The sequence below is a fragment of the Yoonia sp. genome (assembly GCF_042093035.1).
Taxonomy (GTDB): Bacteria; Pseudomonadota; Alphaproteobacteria; order Rhodobacterales; family Rhodobacteraceae; genus Yoonia.
This window is the reverse complement of sequence record NZ_JBELFI010000054.1, coordinates 1-15,706: the sequence shown is the minus strand read 5'-3', so window position 1 is coordinate 15,706 and position 15,706 is coordinate 1. Positions and strand designations below refer to the sequence as shown.

General features: G+C 58.2%; 17 protein-coding genes. 8 read left to right on the top strand and 9 right to left on the bottom strand.

The window, feature by feature from the left end:
* On the top strand, positions 1 to 615 hold a 615-nt coding region (locus ACFDSS_RS08585; RefSeq protein ID WP_375255352.1), incomplete at its 5' end, for an amidohydrolase family protein.
* 67 nt (positions 616 to 682) lie between these two features.
* Entirely contained in the window at positions 683 to 1,156 is a 474-nt protein-coding gene (locus ACFDSS_RS08580) for a CAP domain-containing protein (RefSeq protein WP_375255351.1), read from the top strand.
* Here ACFDSS_RS08580 and guaD read toward each other — a convergent pair.
* A complete protein-coding gene (gene guaD / locus ACFDSS_RS08575) occupies positions 1,142 to 2,440 on the bottom strand; it encodes a guanine deaminase (RefSeq protein WP_375255350.1) in 1,299 nt (432 codons plus the stop codon). The genes ACFDSS_RS08580 and guaD overlap by 15 nt on opposite strands.
* A 102-nt stretch (positions 2,441 to 2,542) precedes the next feature.
* Between guaD and mgtE the strand changes: the two genes are divergently transcribed.
* The gene (gene mgtE / locus ACFDSS_RS08570; RefSeq protein WP_375255349.1) at positions 2,543 to 3,916 is read left to right on the top strand and encodes a magnesium transporter; all 1,374 of its coding nucleotides are present in this window, start codon (positions 2,543 to 2,545) and stop codon (positions 3,914 to 3,916) included.
* Positions 3,916 to 4,455: a 5-formyltetrahydrofolate cyclo-ligase gene (locus tag ACFDSS_RS08565; RefSeq protein WP_375255348.1), complete on the top strand. Its 540-nt coding sequence runs from the start codon at positions 3,916 to 3,918 to the stop codon at positions 4,453 to 4,455. The genes mgtE and ACFDSS_RS08565 overlap by 1 nt, the downstream gene beginning before the upstream one ends.
* Before the next feature lie 66 nt (positions 4,456 to 4,521).
* Here ACFDSS_RS08565 and ACFDSS_RS08560 read toward each other — a convergent pair whose 3' ends face one another.
* The 4 genes from ACFDSS_RS08560 to ACFDSS_RS08545 all read right to left on the bottom strand — a co-directional run bounded on the left by ACFDSS_RS08560 (position 4,522) and on the right by ACFDSS_RS08545 (position 8,851).
* On the bottom strand, positions 4,522 to 5,271 hold the full coding sequence (locus tag ACFDSS_RS08560) for a YebC/PmpR family DNA-binding transcriptional regulator (RefSeq protein WP_375255347.1): 750 nt from the start codon (positions 5,269 to 5,271) through the stop codon (positions 4,522 to 4,524).
* A gap of 73 nt (positions 5,272 to 5,344) precedes the next feature.
* Positions 5,345 to 7,126: an SLC13 family permease gene (locus ACFDSS_RS08555; RefSeq protein ID WP_375255346.1), complete on the bottom strand. Its 1,782-nt coding sequence runs from the start codon at positions 7,124 to 7,126 to the stop codon at positions 5,345 to 5,347.
* Complete coding sequence (locus tag ACFDSS_RS08550) at positions 7,119 to 8,039, bottom strand: DMT family transporter (protein ID WP_375255345.1); 921 nt, start codon at positions 8,037 to 8,039, stop codon at positions 7,119 to 7,121. The genes ACFDSS_RS08555 and ACFDSS_RS08550 overlap by 8 nt, the downstream gene beginning before the upstream one ends.
* The gene (locus ACFDSS_RS08545; RefSeq protein ID WP_375255344.1) at positions 8,039 to 8,851 is read right to left on the bottom strand and encodes a TIGR00282 family metallophosphoesterase; all 813 of its coding nucleotides are present in this window, start codon (positions 8,849 to 8,851) and stop codon (positions 8,039 to 8,041) included. Before ACFDSS_RS08545 ends, ACFDSS_RS08550 begins: the two co-directional genes overlap by 1 nt.
* Positions 8,852 to 8,937: 86 nt before the next feature.
* Between ACFDSS_RS08545 and ACFDSS_RS08540 the strand changes: the two genes are divergently transcribed.
* Entirely contained in the window at positions 8,938 to 9,840 is a 903-nt protein-coding gene (locus ACFDSS_RS08540) for a DMT family transporter (RefSeq protein ID WP_375255343.1), read from the top strand.
* A 38-nt stretch (positions 9,841 to 9,878) separates the two neighbouring features.
* Here ACFDSS_RS08540 and choV read toward each other — a convergent pair whose 3' ends face one another.
* From choV to choX, 4 genes are read right to left on the bottom strand one after another with little or no spacing between them, the layout of a single operon-like run.
* Positions 9,879 to 10,895, bottom strand: a complete 1,017-nt coding sequence (gene choV, locus ACFDSS_RS08535) for a choline ABC transporter ATP-binding protein (RefSeq protein ID WP_375255342.1) — start codon at positions 10,893 to 10,895, stop codon at positions 9,879 to 9,881.
* Positions 10,892 to 11,308 (bottom strand): GFA family protein, encoded by a 417-nt coding sequence (locus ACFDSS_RS08530; protein ID WP_375255341.1) that lies wholly within the window; start codon positions 11,306 to 11,308, stop codon positions 10,892 to 10,894. The genes choV and ACFDSS_RS08530 overlap by 4 nt, the downstream gene beginning before the upstream one ends.
* Positions 11,305 to 12,138 carry a choline ABC transporter permease subunit gene (gene choW / locus ACFDSS_RS08525; RefSeq protein WP_375255340.1) on the bottom strand — a complete coding sequence of 278 codons (834 nt, stop codon included), beginning with the start codon at positions 12,136 to 12,138 and terminating at the stop codon, positions 11,305 to 11,307. Before choW ends, ACFDSS_RS08530 begins: the two co-directional genes overlap by 4 nt.
* Positions 12,139 to 12,195: 57 nt before the next feature.
* Positions 12,196 to 13,119 (bottom strand): choline ABC transporter substrate-binding protein, encoded by a 924-nt coding sequence (gene choX, locus ACFDSS_RS08520; RefSeq protein WP_375255339.1) that lies wholly within the window; start codon positions 13,117 to 13,119, stop codon positions 12,196 to 12,198.
* 80 nt (positions 13,120 to 13,199) lie between these two features.
* Between choX and betI the strand changes: the two genes are divergently transcribed.
* The 3 genes from betI to ACFDSS_RS08505 form a co-directional block, all read left to right on the top strand.
* Positions 13,200 to 13,784 (top strand): choline-responsive transcriptional repressor BetI, encoded by a 585-nt coding sequence (gene betI / locus ACFDSS_RS08515; protein ID WP_375255338.1) that lies wholly within the window; start codon positions 13,200 to 13,202, stop codon positions 13,782 to 13,784.
* A complete protein-coding gene (betC, locus tag ACFDSS_RS08510) occupies positions 13,781 to 15,289 on the top strand; it encodes a choline-sulfatase (protein WP_375255337.1) in 1,509 nt (502 codons plus the stop codon). The genes betI and betC overlap by 4 nt, the downstream gene beginning before the upstream one ends.
* Positions 15,290 to 15,358: 69 nt before the next feature.
* Positions 15,359 to 15,706: FAD-dependent oxidoreductase (locus ACFDSS_RS08505; RefSeq protein ID WP_375255336.1), on the top strand; the 348-nt coding region annotated here is incomplete at its 3' end.

Sequence of the window (15,706 nt, the reverse complement as noted above, 5' to 3'; positions counted from 1 at the left end):
GCACAATTTGGCTGTCGGCCCGGCCAATACGCAGAAGACTTGGGCTGGACCGGTGACGATGTCTGGCACGCGCATTGCGTCAAACTGGACGATCAGGAAATTGACCTTTTCGCGCGTTCGCGCACAGGTGTCGCGCATTGCCCCTGCTCAAATTGCCGCCTCGGTTCCGGCATCGCGCCGGTGCGACAGATGCGTGACGCAGGCGTGCAAGTCGGCCTGGGCGTTGATGGCTCCGCCAGCAATGATATTGGCAATCTGATCGCAGAGGCGCGCCAAACCATGCTCTTGCAGCGGGTCGCGAAAGGCGCAGATGCAATGTCAGCCCGCGAAGCGCTTGAGATCGCAACACGCGGTGGCGCGCAAGTTCTTGGCCGCGATGATTGCGGGCAGATCGCCATCGGAAAGCGGGCCGATCTGGCGGTTTGGGACGGGCAAGCTATTGAAAATGCGGGGTCGTGGGATCCAGCGGCGCTTTTGCTTGCAGGGCCCATGAAAGTGGACACGCTTTTTGTGGAAGGTCGGCAGATCGTGGCAGAAGGGCGGGTCACGACGATTGACACGGCCAGCGCCATTGCCCGCCAGAACGTCCTCGCGCGAAATCTTGCCGATGCCTAGGTCCGATCTTAGTTTGGCCAAATTTCGCACTAGACTGGGGCAAAGTGATAACAACTGAGGACTTGTTATGAAAATCGGATTTTCAGCCCTGGCACTTGCAACGCTCGCCGCATGTGCAACCCCACCAGCCGTGTCAGACACGCCGCCGCCTGCATCGCAAAGCGTCGCGTCGGCTGATTTCACCCAAATGCTGAACAGTCTGCGCGCGTCGCAGGGTTTGGGACCGCTGCGCCAAAGCAAAGCCTTGACCAATGCCGCCATCGCCCATGCCGCCGACATGGAGCGGCGGAATTATTTTGGGCATAGCTCGGTCGGCGGACCAAACGGAGATGACCTTGTCGCACGCGCGGCATCTGCGGGATGCGATTTGCGCACAGGGGCAGAGAACATCGCGCGCGGACAGGATTCCGAACTGGAAGTATTTGTAGCGTGGCGCGATTCCCCCGGACACCGCCGCAATCTTCTGGGGGCCAAATACACCGATTTCGGTCTGGCACTTGTCGATGATACCTGGGTGATGAAAATCTCAGCCGGTTGCTGAGTGACGCACACCCGCAATCCAGACCTCTTTGATCGCCCGATCATCACCCATCATGATCGTAGGGAAAACGGCGTCCCATATATCACGCGCCCTGCTGCTGCGTTGCGCGATCGCGGATGTTGAGGCCAGATCAAGCACGGTGATATCCGCCGCTGCATCCGCACCAAGATGCCCAATCTGCCCTTGCATTCTAAGCGCCGATGCCGACCCTTCGGTCGCCAGCCACATCAGCTGGGCCGGATGCAAAGCCATACCGCGCAATTGTCCGATTTCATAGGCCGCTGCCATGGTGCGCAACATCGAAAATGACGACCCACCCCCGGTATCTGTCGCCAGACCGACGCGTATTTGTGCGCCCGCCAATCCCATCACATCAAACAGGCCCGATCCGATAAACGTATTGGAGGTCGGACAATGCACCACGGCGGCGCCCACCTCTGCCAGACGCGCGATTTCGCGGGCTTCCAGATGGATTGCATGGCCATAAAGACCATTTGCGCCCAGAAGACCGAAGGTTTCATATGTGTCCAGATAATCACGGGCCCGCGGGAACAGCTCTTTGACCCAAGCAATTTCGGCGGGCTGTTCGCTGAGATGCGTTTGCATCAGACAAGCCGGGTTCTCAGACCAGAGCGCGCCAAGTGCAGCAAGCTGATCCGGTGTTGAAGTGGGCGAAAACCGCGGGGTAATCGCATATTGCGCGCGTCCCTTGCCATGCCATTTCGCGAGCAACGCCTTGCTGTCGTCATAAGCCGATTGCGCAGTATCGCGCAGGTCGTCAGGCGCGTTGCGGTCCATGCAGGTCTTGCCCGCAACTACAGCCATATTACGTCCGGCGGCGGCCTCAAAGAAAGCGTCAACGCCTTGCGGATGGATTGTGCAGAAGCTGGTCAATGTGGTCGTGCCATGCGCCAGCGCAAGGTCAAGAGCGCGGCCAGCGACATCGGCGGCATAGGCAGGATCGCCAAAACGCGCTTCTTCGGGGAAAGTATAGGTATTGAGCCAATCAATCAGCTGCTTGCCCCAACTCGCGATCATCCCGGTTTGCGGATAATGCATATGCGCATCTACAAACCCCGCAGTGATAAGCGCATCGCCGTAATCGGTAACAGCGGCTTGCGGGTTATCGGCACGCAGCTTTGCGCCATTGCCCACCGCGACGATCTTGCCGCCATGCACCAGGACACCTCCGGCACTGTCAAACTGGACGGTGTCCTGCCACGGTTCGGTCAGCGGATTGCCGTCAAAACCGACTGTCTGACCAAGAAGAAGATGTGTTGTCATAAGGGCACCATATGGATGCGCGCGAAGTTGGTAAATCGCCCAAATGCACGTTGTACGCCGTTGGTGATGGGCTATGGTGCCATCGACAGCAAAGGGTAGATCATGGCAAAGCCCGACAACATCAGTGAAGACGAAGCCTTCGGCATTACCGACCGGCTGGTGGGTGATGTCATGGCCGCAGTCAACGCAGGTAAAGGCGCCGTTGTCGGCAGCTTGCTTGATCCATTGCACCCTGCCGATGTCGCACACCTTCTTGAACAGATCGACGCCCGTGACCGGCGCGATTTGCTCACGGTCTGGCCCGGCGGGCTCGACGGCGAAGTCCTCTCAGAACTCGACGAAAGCCTGCGCGAGGAAGTGATTGAGTTGCTGGCACCGGCAGAGCTTGCGGATGCGGTGCGGGATCTGGAAAGCGACGATGTGGTCGACCTTGTTGAATACCTCGATGAGGAGCAGCAGGAGGCGGTGCTTGATGCGCTGGATGCCGGCGACCGGGTCGTCGTTGAACAGGCGCTTTCCTACCCCGAAGAATCCGCAGGCCGTCACATGCAGTCGGAGCTGGTACGCGCGCCCGAACACTGGACCGTGGGTGAGGCGATTGATTATTTGCGTTCCGACGTCTTGTTGCCCGAACAGTTTTATCACATCATTCTGGTCGACCCGCGCCTGAAAGCCACCGGCTACGTCACCCTCGGACGAATACTCAGCAGCCCGCGTCTCATGCCGCTGCGCAATATCACCGAAGACACGTTTCGCACATTCCATGTCACGCAAGACGTGGAAGAGGTGGCGCAAGCGATCAACCATTACCATATGATTACAGCCCCCGTGGTCGATGACGACGAACGGATCGTCGGCGTGATTACCATCGACGACGCGATGATGTTTCTCGAAGAAGAAGCAGAGGAAGACCTCTTGCGTCTTGCCGGGGTGGGGGACGGCAGCCTGTCGGACCGCGTGATTGAGACAACGCGGCAGCGGTTTCCATGGCTTGCAGTCAATCTGGTAACAGCCATCTTTGCCTCGCTCGTCATTTCACTGTTTGAGGAAACCATTGCCGGGCTGGTCGCGCTTGCGGTCTTGATGCCAATCGTGGCCTCAATGGGTGGCAACGCCGGCACGCAGTCGCTGACTGTGGCAGTGCGGGCTTTGGCCACCCGCGATCTGACCACGGCGAACGTCTGGCGGGTCATCAGAAAAGAAGTTCTGGTCGGTCTCATCAACGGATTGATCTTCGCAATAGTCATGGGTGTCGTTGGCGTGGTCTGGTTCGGCGCGCCGATGCTGGGCGTCGTAATCGCTGTGGCAATGGTTATCAACCTCGTGGTAGCTGGGTTCGCGGGCACTGTGATCCCTGTGATGCTTGAAAAAATGGGTGTTGACCCGGCGCTGGCGTCGGGGGCCTTTGTGACAACAGTTACGGATGTGGTTGGCTTTTTCGCGTTTTTGGGACTTGCTGCGATGTGGCTGCTGTAATGGACAAATCCGCCGCAAGGCAGGCCGCATTCTCGCGCCGCAAAGCCGTCCATCAACCACAGGCGGCAACCGCAGGCTACCTCAGCGAAGTGCTGGCAGGGTACCGAGGCGTGCCATTGGCGGGCTATATGGCGATGCGCACGGAGATCGATCCAACGCCCGCCATGGAAGAGGCCGCCGCACATGGACCGGTGGGCGTGCCTGTCATCATGGGGGCCGCCCAACCGCTCAAATTCCGGCTATGGGAGCCTGATTGCGCGCTCATAGATGGCGAATTCGGCGCAAGAATCCCTGAAAAAGGCGACTGGATGATCCCGCAAATCGTCATTGTGCCGCTGGTCGCTTTTGACAGAAATGGCGGACGGCTCGGCTACGGGGGTGGCTTTTACGACCGCACGCTCGAACAACTGCGCGCCGCGCGCGCCACAATGGCCATCGGATTCGCTTACGCCGCACAAGTGGACACAGACCTCCCGCTTGAGCCGACCGATCAGCCACTCGACATGATCGTGACAGAGCAGGGCATCATCACGCCCTAGCTTCTTTTGTTCAAAAATACCACGGGGGAGACGCCACAGGCGGCGGGGGCAGCGCCCCCTCAGGCCCTAGCTTTCCGCAAAGGCTGCCATCACCTCATCAGAGGCTTCAAAGTTCGCCGTCACACGCTGCACGTCGTCATCGTCTTCCAACGTATCGAGCAGCTTCATCAGCTTGGTCAGACCCTCTTCATCCACTTCCGTGGTCATATTGGGCTTCCAGATCAGCTTGGTCGACTGGCTTTCGCCCAATGCCGCTTCAAGCGCGTTGGCGACATCATTCAGATCAGTGTCGGCGCAATAGATGACGTGGCCATCTTCATCGCTTTGCACATCGTCCGCGCCAGCTTCAATCGCAGCCATCATCACGGTATCCGCGTCTGCTACATCGGCGGGATAGACGACTTCACCCGTGCGATCGAACATGAAGCCAACGGACCCGGTTTCACCCAAGTTGCCGCCGTTCTTGGAAAAGGTGGAACGGACGGTCGACGCGGTGCGGTTGCGGTTGTCGGTCATCGCTTCCACGATGACTGCAACACCATTGGGGCCATAACCCTCATAACGGATTTCATCATAGTTTTCCGCGTCACCGCCTTGGGATTTCTTGATCGCGCGATCAATCACATCCTTGGGCACAGAGCTGGATTTGGCTTCTTTGACAGCCAGACGCAGACGCGGGTTTTTATCAGGGTCCGGGTCACCCATTTTCGCAGCCACGGTGATTTCCTTGGCAAGCTTGGAAAACAGCTTGGAACGCAGCTTGTCCTGGCGCCCTTTACGGTGCTGAATATTCGCCCATTTGGAGTGGCCAGCCATGAAGAACCCTCATCTTTGGTAGTGTGAATTGGCGTCTCTATAAGGCATTGCGCCGCGCCCCCGCAACCCCGTGCTAGAGCGGCCAGATGAACGGGATTACAAAGGATACGACGGGTGCCAGCGACAAGTTCAAAGGGATGCCGAATTTCAAAAAGTCGGTGAATTTATATCCCCCCGGCCCATAGACAAGCGTATTGGTCTGGTAGCCGATCGGCGTGGCAAAGCTGGCGCTTGCGGCGATCATCACGGCGACAACCAAGGGGCGCGGATCAACACCAAGCGCAGAGGCGAGACCAATCGCAATCGGGGTCATCACAACCGCAACGGCATTGTTGGACACCAGCTCTGTCAGGATACTCGACAACATATAAACCGCCAGCACCACAAAGAACGACGGCAAGACCATCATCACCGGTGACAGTGTATCCGCGATGATCGACACAGCCCCCGATGATTGCAGTGCAGACCCCACCCCCAACATAGCGAATATCAGCGCGAGAAGGCGGCCATCAACATAGGAAAACGCCTCATCTGCGTCGATGCAGCCAGTGGCAAGCACCAAGGTCACCCCAAGCATCGCCAGCAACAGGATCGGCGCGACACCAAGGGCCGCCAGCGTGACCACGCCCAGCAACACCCCAATCGCAATCGGCGCACGATTGCGGCGATAGGCGCGTTGCGAGGGTGCTGACACGTCGCCAAGGTTCATGTCTTCCCCCAAGCGCTGTATATCGGCAGGCGCACCTTCCAAAAGCAGGGTATCGCCAACGCGTACCACGATATCGTCGATCTGCTTGCTGATGTTGGCGTCGCGCCGATGGACCGCTAAAGGATAAACCGCATAGCGGCGGCGCAAACGCATCGCCCCCATCTTGCGCCCGACCATCTTGCAGTTGGGCGTAATCAGCACTTCAACCGTGGTCGTCTCTACCGCCGACAACTGGTCAACCGGTCGCAGGTCCTTGCTTTCCTGCAAGGACAAAAGCTCTGCTACATCCGTGCGCAGCACCACACGGTCGCCGTGTTGCAAAGTGACATCCGCCAGATTGCGGCGCAGAGACTTGTCTCCGCGCAGCACATCAATCAACCGCACACCGTCGCGCTTGAACAAGCCAACGCTGCGGACCGCGTCGCCGACCAGATTGCTATCGGGCGGAATGACGACTTCGGAGAAGAACTTCTTCTTGGTGCGATCCGACAACATCGTCGCCATGCTGGCGCGATCAGGTAGCAATCGCGGCGCCATGAAATAGAGATAGGTAAACGTCCAGAGCACCACGACGATGCCGACCGGCATGATCTCCAAGATGCCGAAGGCTTCCATCCCGGAAGCCCTTGCGACACCATCGACAAGCAGGTTTGTTGAGGTCCCGAGCAAAGTCATCGTGCCACCCACGATGGCCGCATAACTCAATGGGATCAGCAGTTTCGAGGCAGAGGTGCCCAGACTGCGCGCCAACTGCACAAAAACGGGGATCATCACGACCACCAAAGGCGTGTTGTTCATAATCGCGCTTGCAAAGGCCACAAAGACCAAGCCGCCGCCAATGGCGCGGGCAGGGCTGATCTTGGCCTGCCGCTCTGCGATCTGGGTCATGGCATTCAGCGCGCCAGTGCGTACCAACGCACCCACGATGATAAACATCGCAGCAATCGTCCAAGGGGCAGGGTTGGCCAAGGCCATAACAGCCGCTTCATAAGGCAGCACGCCCGTGGCAAGCAGGATCGAGACACCGATCATCGCCACGACTTCTGTGGGGTAAACCTCGCGCAGGAACATGGCAAACATGACCACCACGACAGCCATCGTCAGTATCGCACCCTGCATTTGCGTCAGTTGAAACAAGTCACCCATGAGTGGGAGTGTCGCGCAGTGCGGGGCCTTGGGCAAGGCGCGGCTGCACCAGCATCAACCCCAGTCCCATAAAGACAAGTGCGGACCAAATCCAAAAACTGTAGCTTTCGCCCAGCAAGGTCATCGCCCAAAGCACGCCTGATCCCGTGACGATATAGCTGACTTGAACCGCAAAGACGGCCCCCGCACGTCCGATCAACCAGACGTAGCCGGAATAAACGAGGACGTGGATGACGCTGCTCAGCACCAATGTGAAATCCGCCAGAATGAACGGGGGTCGCAGCACAAAAAACTGCCCGGTACCGATCGCCAAAGGCAGTGAAATCAGCGCGCCAATCGCGGATGCGCCAAAGAGAACGGCAAAGGGATCAAGCCCAGCAGTTCCCCATTTCGCGACAATATTGCCCTCGCATGCATAGCAAAACGGCGCAACAAGCGCGAGTGGCAGGAAGGCAATCATCGCGCGCTCCGGCAGGCTGGCATCAGGCAAAGCGATCAAGGCCACGCCAATCAACCCCAACACCAGACCAAACAAGCGGCGCAGCGAAAAGCGATCGTTGCCAAGCGCAAGCGCAACGGAAAATGCCATCATCGGGATCGTCGCCAGCACAATCGACATGATGCCGGATGGTAGATGAAACGCGGCGCGAAAGCTCGTCATGTTGGGAATAACCGACCCAATCAAGGCGATCATCAACCAGACACCCAAGGTCCGGGCATTCACCGGCGCGCGGCGCAATTGCCGCCACCGCAGCGCGCCCAGCAGCACCGCGCCAATCAACATTTGCCAAAAGATCATACCGAAAGGCAGGTAGCCGGCAGTGACCGTGATCTTGGTGAGCGGCTGCGTCAGGCCCCAACCCGTACCCAAAAGCAGCAGGACGGCGGTCAACCGCCCGCGCTCAGAGATCATCAAGGGCCAGTCTGCGACAACCGCCCGCCTTGGCGGACCATCTCCACGCGGGTGGCTTTGCCGGTCAGGTTGTCAGTTTCGACATAGAGGCCCGACAGCGTGGCCTCTTCGACAGCGGGGGTGAAACGGGATTTTGGCATGCCTGTGATGAAGCGGCGCAAGGGTTCAGCCTTTTCCATCCCGATCACGGAATTATAGTCGCCGCACATGCCCGCGTCTGTCTGATATGCGGTGCCGCCGGGCAGGATCGTGGCGTCAGCGGTTGGGACGTGGGTATGGGTACCAACCACGATGCTGGCGCGGCTATCACAGAAGTGACCCATGGCCATTTTTTCGGACGTGGCCTCGCAATGGACATCGATCAGGCTCGCGCTGACCTGACCACCCATCGGGTATTGCCGCAAAAGCGCATCAAGAGCCGAGAACGGATCATCAAAGGCGCGCTTCATAAACACCTGGCCCAGTACCTGCGCCACAAGCACCTTGCGACCACCGGGGGCCGTGAAAATGCGGGCACCGACGCCGGGGGCGGCTTTGGAATAATTGAGCGGTCGAATTATCCGGCTCTCTTTTTCGATGAAAGAAAGCATATCCTTCTGGTCAAACGCATGATCGCCGAGCGTGACGACATCTGCACCGGCATCAAGCAGGATATTCGCATGATCCCCCGAGAGGCCCATGCCCGCCGTCGCATTTTCGCCGTTCACCACGACAAAATCCAGTTTCCACTCTGCGCGCAGGCGGGGCAGGTGGTTCACAATCGCCGAACGTCCCGCACGGCCCATCACGTCGCCAAGAAAGAGTATTTTCATGGACCCCGTGTTAGGCCCTCTGTGCGCATTCATCCAGCGGATTCTACGCGCTTGCACTCGGGTCCCTGTGGTGCCACGCATTGCAGATGGAAACTGCAAAGCATTCACGGCCCGTTGCCGGCATCTTCTGGATGGTGTTCACGGGCGTGATGTTTCTGGGTGTGACGGCGGTTGTGAAGCACATAGGAAGCGATGTGCCAGCCGCGCAGGCCGCATTTCTGCGCTATGTGCTGGGCCTCGTTTTTCTGCTTCCGATGATAAAGCCGATCCTGGCCGCGCATCTGACACCGCGGCAAAAGAAACTGTTCTGGGCTCGTGGCTTTGTCCATACGCTGGCCGTGATCTTGTGGTTTTTCGCGATGGCCCGCATCCCGATCGCGGAAGTGACGGCGATGAATTACCTCTCTCCTGTCTATGTTTCGCTGGGGGCCGCATTGTTCTTGGGCGAACGCCTGCCGCCGCGGAGATTGGCAGCCGTCATCTTGGCGTTGATCGGCGCGATTATTATCCTGCGCCCGGGTCTGCGTGCGGTTGAGATCGGTCACATCGCCATGCTGGTCACGGCCCTATGCTTTGCCGCGGGCTATCTGATCGCAAAGCAAATGTCTGGCGAGGTGTCAGCGCCTGTCGTCGTGGGCATGTTGTCGATCACCGTGACGGTGGGCCTGGCGCCTTTTGCAGCGGCGGTCTGGGTCACGCCGACGCTGGCGCAACTTGGCTGGCTGTTTCTGGTTGCTTGCTTTGCAACGGCAGGCCACTATTCCATGACGCTGGCATTCGCGGCAGCACCGTTGACAGTCACGCAGCCGGTGACATTTCTGCAATTGGTCTGGGCGGTCGTTTTGGGCGCAGTGGTTTTTGGAGAAGCCATCGACGGATGGGTGATCCTGGGTGGTGCGGTGATAATGGGGTCAGTGAGCTTCATCACATGGCGCGAGGCCCTGGCAAGGCGGCAAACAACGCCTGCGGTTGCCCAAACAAAGGTGTGATCTGCCCCTCGCGGGGCAAGCCTCCGGCGGGGATATTTCTACTCTGAAGAAGCCGGGGTGAGGCGCGCAATGAGCGAGCTCTGCGTGACAATGCCGACAGGTTTGCCGTTTTCGGTGACTTGCAGGGACGTGCTGTCGATGTCGTGCATGATGTCTTGGACAGGTGTTTCAACATCGATTGCAGGGCCGTCGGTGGTGCCTTGTGTCATCACATCGCGCGCTGTCAAAACGCCGAGCGGGTTCATATGGGCCACAAAATCCGCCACATATTCATTTGCCGGATTGGTAAAGATATCGCGCGGGGTGCCGCATTGGACAATCCGCCCGCCCTCCATGATCGCGATCCGATTGCCGAGTTTGAAGGCCTCGTCCAGATCGTGACTGACAAAGATGATCGTGCGACCGCGTTTCTGCTGAAGTTCCAGCAGTTCATCTTGCAGCCGTGTGCGGATCAGTGGGTCCAAGGCCGAAAACGGCTCATCCATGAGCAAAATGGGAGCGTCAGTTGCAAACGCGCGCGCAAGCCCCACCCGTTGTTGCATCCCGCCTGACAATTCGCCCACCAGCGCATCGGCACGGTCATCAAGGCCGACCATCTCCAATTCCTGATCGACCCGTTTGAGGCGTACGGTCTTTTCAAGCCCCGCCAGTTCCAGCCCGAGGCCGACGTTGTCGCGCACGGTGCGCCAAGGCAGCAAACCAAATTGTTGAAACACCATCGAGACGCATTCGCGGCGTACCCGTCGCAAATCGGTCGCACTGCTCTTGCCGACGCTACAATGCCAGTCGCGATCATGTATGCGGACCTCGCCGCGGATCACCGGGTTCAATCCATTGACCGCCCGCAGCAATGTGGATTTTCCTGAGCCCGACAACCCCATCAACACGAGGATTTCGCCCACCTCGACATTGAGTGAACAATTGTGAACGCCAAGGATCTGACCGGTTTTCTCGCGGATCTCGGGCCGCTCCAGCCCTTCGTCCATGAGCGGAAGCGCCATTTGGGGGCGTTCCCCGAATACGATGGAGACATTGTCGAATTCAACGGCGTTCATTGTCGACCTCTTTCGGGTTCAAACCTCAGGACCCCGACGTTTAATTCTCGGCCCACGTCTGTTGGATGGTTCCGCCCGTCGTTTACCACGACATCGGGCAAAAGCGGCGTATGCCCCGCAAGACAGGCCAGATTGATGCCGGCCTCTTGCGGGTTCGAGCGCCGATTGTGATGGGTATAGATACCGCACGTCTTGCAGAAATAATGCTCAGCGACCTTGGTGTTGAATTGATAGAGCGTCAGATTGTCCGCGCCTGCCGTATAAGTGATGTCGCCTTTCATGGCCGTCACTGCAACCGCTCCGCGCCGCAAGCACAGTGAGCAATCACAGCGCCGCGCGGAATTGATCCCATCGCTGAGCTTGACGGTGAACTGGACGGTCCCGCAATGGCAACTCCCCTTCACGGCATTCATTTCGAATTCACCCGCAACATCCGATCCAGCATGATGGCCACGACGACAATCACGAACCCGCTTTCAAAGCCCAGCGATGTGTTCACCGTGTTCAGCGCCCGGATCACAGGCACGCCAAGTCCGCTTGCGCCGACAAGGGCTGCAATCACAACCATCGAGAGCGACAGCATGATCGTCTGGTTCAGGCCCGCCATGATCTGGGGCAGGGCAGAGGGAAGTTCGACCTTGAATAGCACCTGCCGTTTGGTGGCGCCAAAGGCTTGGGCGGCCTCCAACAGCGGCGTCGGGGTCGAAGAGACCCCCAAATAGGTCAGACGGATCGGTGCAGGCAACACAAAGATGACTGTTGCGATCAATCCGGGCACCATGCCGATTCCAAAGAAAACGATGGCCGGGATCAGATAGACGAATGTCGGCAAGGTCTGCATCAGATCCAGCACCGGCACCATCGCACGGTAAAGACGCGGGCGGTGCGCGGCGGCAATGCCGATGGGCACCCCGATCCCCATGCAGACCACACAGGCCGACAACACCAGCGTTAGCGATTGCATGGTTTCTTCCCAATAATCCTGATTGAGGATGAACAAAAAGCCCACAACAACGAAAAACGGCGTTTTCCAGTTGCGTTGCAAAGCCCATGTCAGCGCCGCAAAAGCTGCGATGACAAAGAACGGATGTGGTGTCTCAAGCACCCAGAGGATGCCATCAATCAGCGCTTCCATCGTGTCTGACAGCCAATCGAAGAAAAAGCCCAGATTGTCATTGAGCAGATCAAAGATCGCTTCTGCCCAATCCCCAATCGGGATCTTATTGTCGGTAATCCACTGCATAGGGCACCTTCATTCATGGAGGTGGCAGGCCCCGACATCGGAGCCTGCCAATCGTGATTAAAGGCCCAGAGACGCTTTCACGGCAGCGACGGCATCGCCACCATCTTCGGTGGTCACACCGTCAAGCCACGCCATGAAGGCATCAGGATTTGCCGTCAGCCAAGCCGAGGCCGCATCAGCGGGGTCTTCGCCATCATTCAGGATCGCCCCCATGATCTCATTTTCCATCGCCAGCGAGAACGCCAGATTGCTCAGCAGCGCGCCGACATTTGGGCAGTTTTCAACATAGTCTGCGGATGTGTTGGTAAACACGGTCGCACCACCAAGGTTCGGCCCAAACCAATCATCCCCGCCCTCTAGGTAGGACATGTCGAAGTTGGCGTTCATTGGGTGTGGCTCCCAACCAAGAAAGACGATCGGTTCTTCCCGGCGCGAGGCGCGGTCAACCTGCGCCAGCATGCCTTGCTCAGAGCTTTCAACAACTTCAAAGTCGTTGAGACCAAAAGCACCATCGGCAATCATATCCATAATCAGGCGGTTGCCGTCGTTGCCGGGCTCAATACCATAGATTTTGCCATCCAGCGCATCTGCGTTGGCGGCAATATCTGCGAAATTCGCAATGCCCATGTCAGCTGCGGCCTGATTGACGGCCAGCGTATATTTCGCCCCCTCAAGGTTGGCGCGCACAGTGTCGACTGTGCCAGCGTCACGGTATGGCGCGATATCGGCTTCCATCGTGGGCATCCAGTTGCCAAGGAAGACGTCAACGTCTCCTTCGGCAAGCGAGATATAGGTCACAGGAACGGACAGGACTTTGATATCGGTTTCATAACCCAACGCCTCAAGCACGACAGATGTGGCAGCGGTCGTTGCCGTAATATCCGTCCAGCCGACATCCGAGAATGTGACAGAACCACACTCTGCAAAAGCAGGTGCAGCTGCGACAACGGCCATCGCCGATATTGTTACTTTCAGTTTCATTTCGGTCTCCCTTGTTTTTCTTGATTGACGGATCAATAAAGAATGATTTAGCTGCTCAGGTCTAGCCCCATGAGGAAATTATGCCCAAGCTTGGAATGGAGCCTATCCGCCGCGCGGCTTTAGTGAAAGCCACGATTGACGAAATCGGTGCGGTTGGCAATCTGGATGTGACTGTCAGCAATATTGCCAAGCGCGCGGGCATGTCCGCGGCTTTGGCGCATCACTATTTTGGTGGCAAGGATCAGATTTTTCTGGCAGCGATGCGCCATACCCTTGCAATTTACGCAGCCGAAGTTCGCAATGCGCTGAAAGGCGCGAAAGGCCACCGCGCCCGGCTGGAGGCCGTCATCCGCGCCAGTTTCGCCTCCTCCAATTTCCAGCCGGAAGTCATCGCGGCATGGCTCAACTTCTATGTGTTGGCGCAAACCTCACCCGATGCGCACCGCCTTCTGCGGATATATCAGCGGCGTTTGCACAGCAATCTGCTCAATGACCTGCGCCCGCTGGTTGGACCAAATGCGGATGGCAGTGCGACACGTATCGCGGCCTTGATAGATGGTCTCTACCTGCGGCAAGGCCTGTCACATGCGCAGGCCGGATACTCCGACGCGACAGCTCGGGCGCTGGCATTGTTGCACATCGAACTCGGGGGGCGCCCTCAATGAGCAAGCCGAACATACTTATCATCATGGTCGACCAGTTGAACGGCACGTTCTTCCCCGACGGCCCTGCCGAATGGCTCCATGCACCCAACCTGAAAGCCTTGGCTGCGCGCTCCACGCGCTTTGCCAATAGCTATACGGCCTCTCCGCTTTGCGCGCCGGGGCGGGCGTCTTTGATGTCGGGCCTCTTGCCATCACGCACGGGTGTCTATGACAATGCGGCGGAATTCGCGTCATCGATCCCGACCTATGCGCACCATCTGCGCAGAGCGGGCTATCAAACCTGTCTTTCGGGCAAGATGCATTTCGTCGGCCCCGATCAACTTCACGGTTTCGAAGAACGGCTGACCACGGATATCTACCCGCCCGACTTCGGTTGGACCCCTGACTATCGCAAACCGGGAGAGCGGATCGACTGGTGGTACCACAACATGGGCTCGGTGACGGGCGCAGGCGTGGCGGAAATCACCAACCAAATGGAATACGACGATGAGGTTTGCTATAACGCGACCCGCAAGCTCTATGATCTGTCGCGCGGGCATGATGGGCGGCCTTGGTGCCTGACAGTCAGCTTCACCCACCCGCATGACCCTTACGTGGCGCGCAGGAAATACTGGGATCTCTATAATGATTGTGCGCACCTCATGCCAGAGGTCGGCCCGATCCCCTACGCCGATCAGGACGCGCATTCGCAACGCATTCTGGATGCCAACGATCGGGACAACTTCAACATCACAGAAGACCACATCAAACGGGCGCGGCAGGCCTATTTCGCCAACATCTCCTATCTCGATGACAAGATCGGCGAAGTGCTGCAGGCCCTGAAAGATACACGGCAAGAGGCGACGATCCTGTTTGTGTCCGACCACGGCGATATGTTGGGCGAACGCGGGCTCTGGTTCAAAATGTCCTTCTATGAAGGGTCCGCGCGGGTGCCTTTGATGATCGCAAGCCCTCAGATGAAACCCGGCCTCATCGACACCCCCGTCAGCAATATCGACGTGGCCCCAACGCTCTGCGAACTGGCGGGCATCGACATGTCCGAAGTGGCACCCTGGACGACCGGCGAAAGCCTCGTTTCTCTGGGTCAAGGTGGAACTCGCGACACGCCGGTGGCTATGGAATACGCCGCCGAAGGCAGCTATGCGCCGCTTGTGTGCTTGCGCTACGGCAAATGGAAATATACCCGCTGCGCCTTGGACCCAGACCAACTTTTCGATCTGGACGCCGACCCACAAGAACTGACCAATCTGGCAGAGACGCCTGCCCGCCAAGGCACGTTGAGCCAATTGCGCGCCAAATCCGAAGCACGCTGGGATCTGGCGCAATTCGATGCCGCTGTCAGGCAGTCACAAGCCTGCCGCTGGATCGTCTATGAAGCCCTGCGCAACGGCAACTATTTTCCTTGGGACTATCAGCCGCTGCAAAAAGCGTCCGAACGCTACATGCGTAACCACATGGATCTCAATGTGCTGGAAGAAAGCCAACGCTTCCCGCGCGGCGAATAAGCCCTTCATCTTGACAAGAAAACTCCCGCCGGAGGCTCCGGAGGGATCAACAAATCAAAGGCCACGACTATGCAAGCTGACTACGTAATCATCGGCGCAGGCTCTGCCGGATGCGCCATCGCCTACCGTCTGGCCGAGGCTGGCAAGCAAGTCCTGATCGTCGAATATGGCGGCAGCGACGCAGGGCCACTGATCCAGATGCCCGCAGCGTTGTCCTATCCAATGAATATGAGCCTTTATGACTGGGGCATGAAATCGGAACCAGAACCGCATCTGGGCGGGCGCGAACTGGTCACGCCGCGCGGCAAGGTCATTGGCGGGTCATCTTCAATCAACGGGATGATCTACGTGCGGGGGCACGCCTGTGATTATGATTATTGGGCGGAAAGCGGGGCGCATGGGTGGGCCTATGCGGAT